This window comes from Micromonospora sp. DT4, assembly GCF_049841675.1.
Classification (GTDB): Bacteria; Actinomycetota; Actinomycetes; order Mycobacteriales; family Micromonosporaceae; genus Micromonospora.
This window is the reverse complement of sequence record NZ_JBNCKT010000361.1, coordinates 1-580: the sequence shown is the minus strand read 5'-3', so window position 1 is coordinate 580 and position 580 is coordinate 1. Positions and strand designations below refer to the sequence as shown.

Genomic DNA, 580 nt, shown 5'->3' with positions numbered 1-580 from the left:
GACCTTGGAATCGAGGCATCACCATGACCACACCAACCCCACCGGCCCCCCAGGCCGGCGCACCGCAGAACAACCCGCCCGCGACCGACACGCCCACCGCTGAGGCCGCCTCCGGCCGGTCCGGCTACCTGTACCGGAAGGTGGCCCTGCACCTGGCCGACCACCCCGACCAGATTCTCAAGGTTGGCGAGATCACCCGGGCGATCGGCGCCCCGTCGTCCGGGGCGGTGTTCGAGGCGTTGAAGAAGATGGCCAGCGCCGGGCACGCCACCCATCACCGCGACCCGCACCACCGCTTCCAGATCACCCAGGCCGGCATCGACGCCGCCGGCACCCTCCCGCCCGCCGCGCCCCGCACCCGCTCCAGCGGCAGCAGCGGTGGTGGTGGTGGTGGTGGTGGTGGCCGGCAGGGACGGCCCGCGCCCGTACCGCGACCGAACGGCACGCTGTACCACCCGCGGCGGCTCGGGCGGGGCTGGGACGTCGAGGAACTACGGCGGCTACGCACCCAGCAGGTGCCCGTGCTGCTGTACGGGCCGCCCGGCACCGGCAAGACCGCCATGGTCGAGGCCGCCTTCCC

At 73.8% G+C, this 580-nt stretch carries 1 pseudogene; it reads left to right on the top strand.

Annotation, left to right across the window (positions count from 1 at the left end):
- Nucleotides 1–23: 23 nt before the first annotated feature.
- A pseudogene (locus tag ACLQ24_RS30115) lies at nucleotides 24–580 on the top strand (AAA family ATPase); the annotation flags it as partial.